The 742-nt window shown below is 45.4% G+C and carries 1 protein-coding gene; it reads left to right on the forward strand.

What is annotated here, in order from left to right; all coding sequences use genetic code 11:
• Nucleotides 1-416, forward strand: a 416-nt coding sequence (locus tag A3756_RS00260) for a WS/DGAT domain-containing protein (RefSeq protein ID WP_156490124.1), incomplete at its 5' end; no start/stop codon positions are given.
• Nucleotides 417-742 lie beyond the last annotated feature (326 nt).

Below are 742 nucleotides of genomic sequence, written 5' to 3' on the forward strand. Positions count from 1 at the left end.
CCCTTAGAGCCAAAGAGTTTAACTATAAAGTCGCGGTTGAACGAATCATGAAGCATCTTCCCTCGTGGTCTTCTTCCTTAACCATGAAAGCTTATACACGCCTTCGTCTAGCCAATATTCTAAAGCCCGTTTTCAACCTGATTATCACCAATGTACCGGGCCCCAAGGTTCCCTTGTTTCTGAATGGCGCCGAGCTAAAATCTCTTGAAGGCGTTGCACCGATCGTTGATAACATGGCGCTAACTGCTGTGGTCACCAGCTATGTCGATACACTAACAATCAGCCTGACTAGCTGTGAATCGATTGCTGATAAGGTCAGCTTTTTGGCAAGTAATTTCAACGAGGCACTGGACGAGCTATACCAAGAACTGGTACCTGAGAGACCAGAAGCGCCTTCTCCACAACAAGCCGCATAATTACTATCTTGCGAACAGTTATTCCACTCTGGGTTTAGAGCCTAAGGCTGTAAACCCTCTTCTAGTTAAAGAACCTCCCCCTTACTAGCAAGGCTCACAAGTGAGATTTCCCTTTTCAAGCCCCTTCCTATCGTTCAAACTATCTTCAACAAATACACGACCACATTGATAAGCTTGTTCTCAAAACGATGAGCTTATTTGATAATAATAAGAGGCGCACACCACATGGACTCACTGACTTTCGATTACGTCATCATTGGCGCTGGTTCTGCGGGCAGCGTATTAGCTCAGCGTTTATCCCAAGAAGGTGATAAAACCGTGCTTGT

The sequence above is a fragment of the Oleiphilus sp. HI0086 genome (assembly GCF_001635225.1).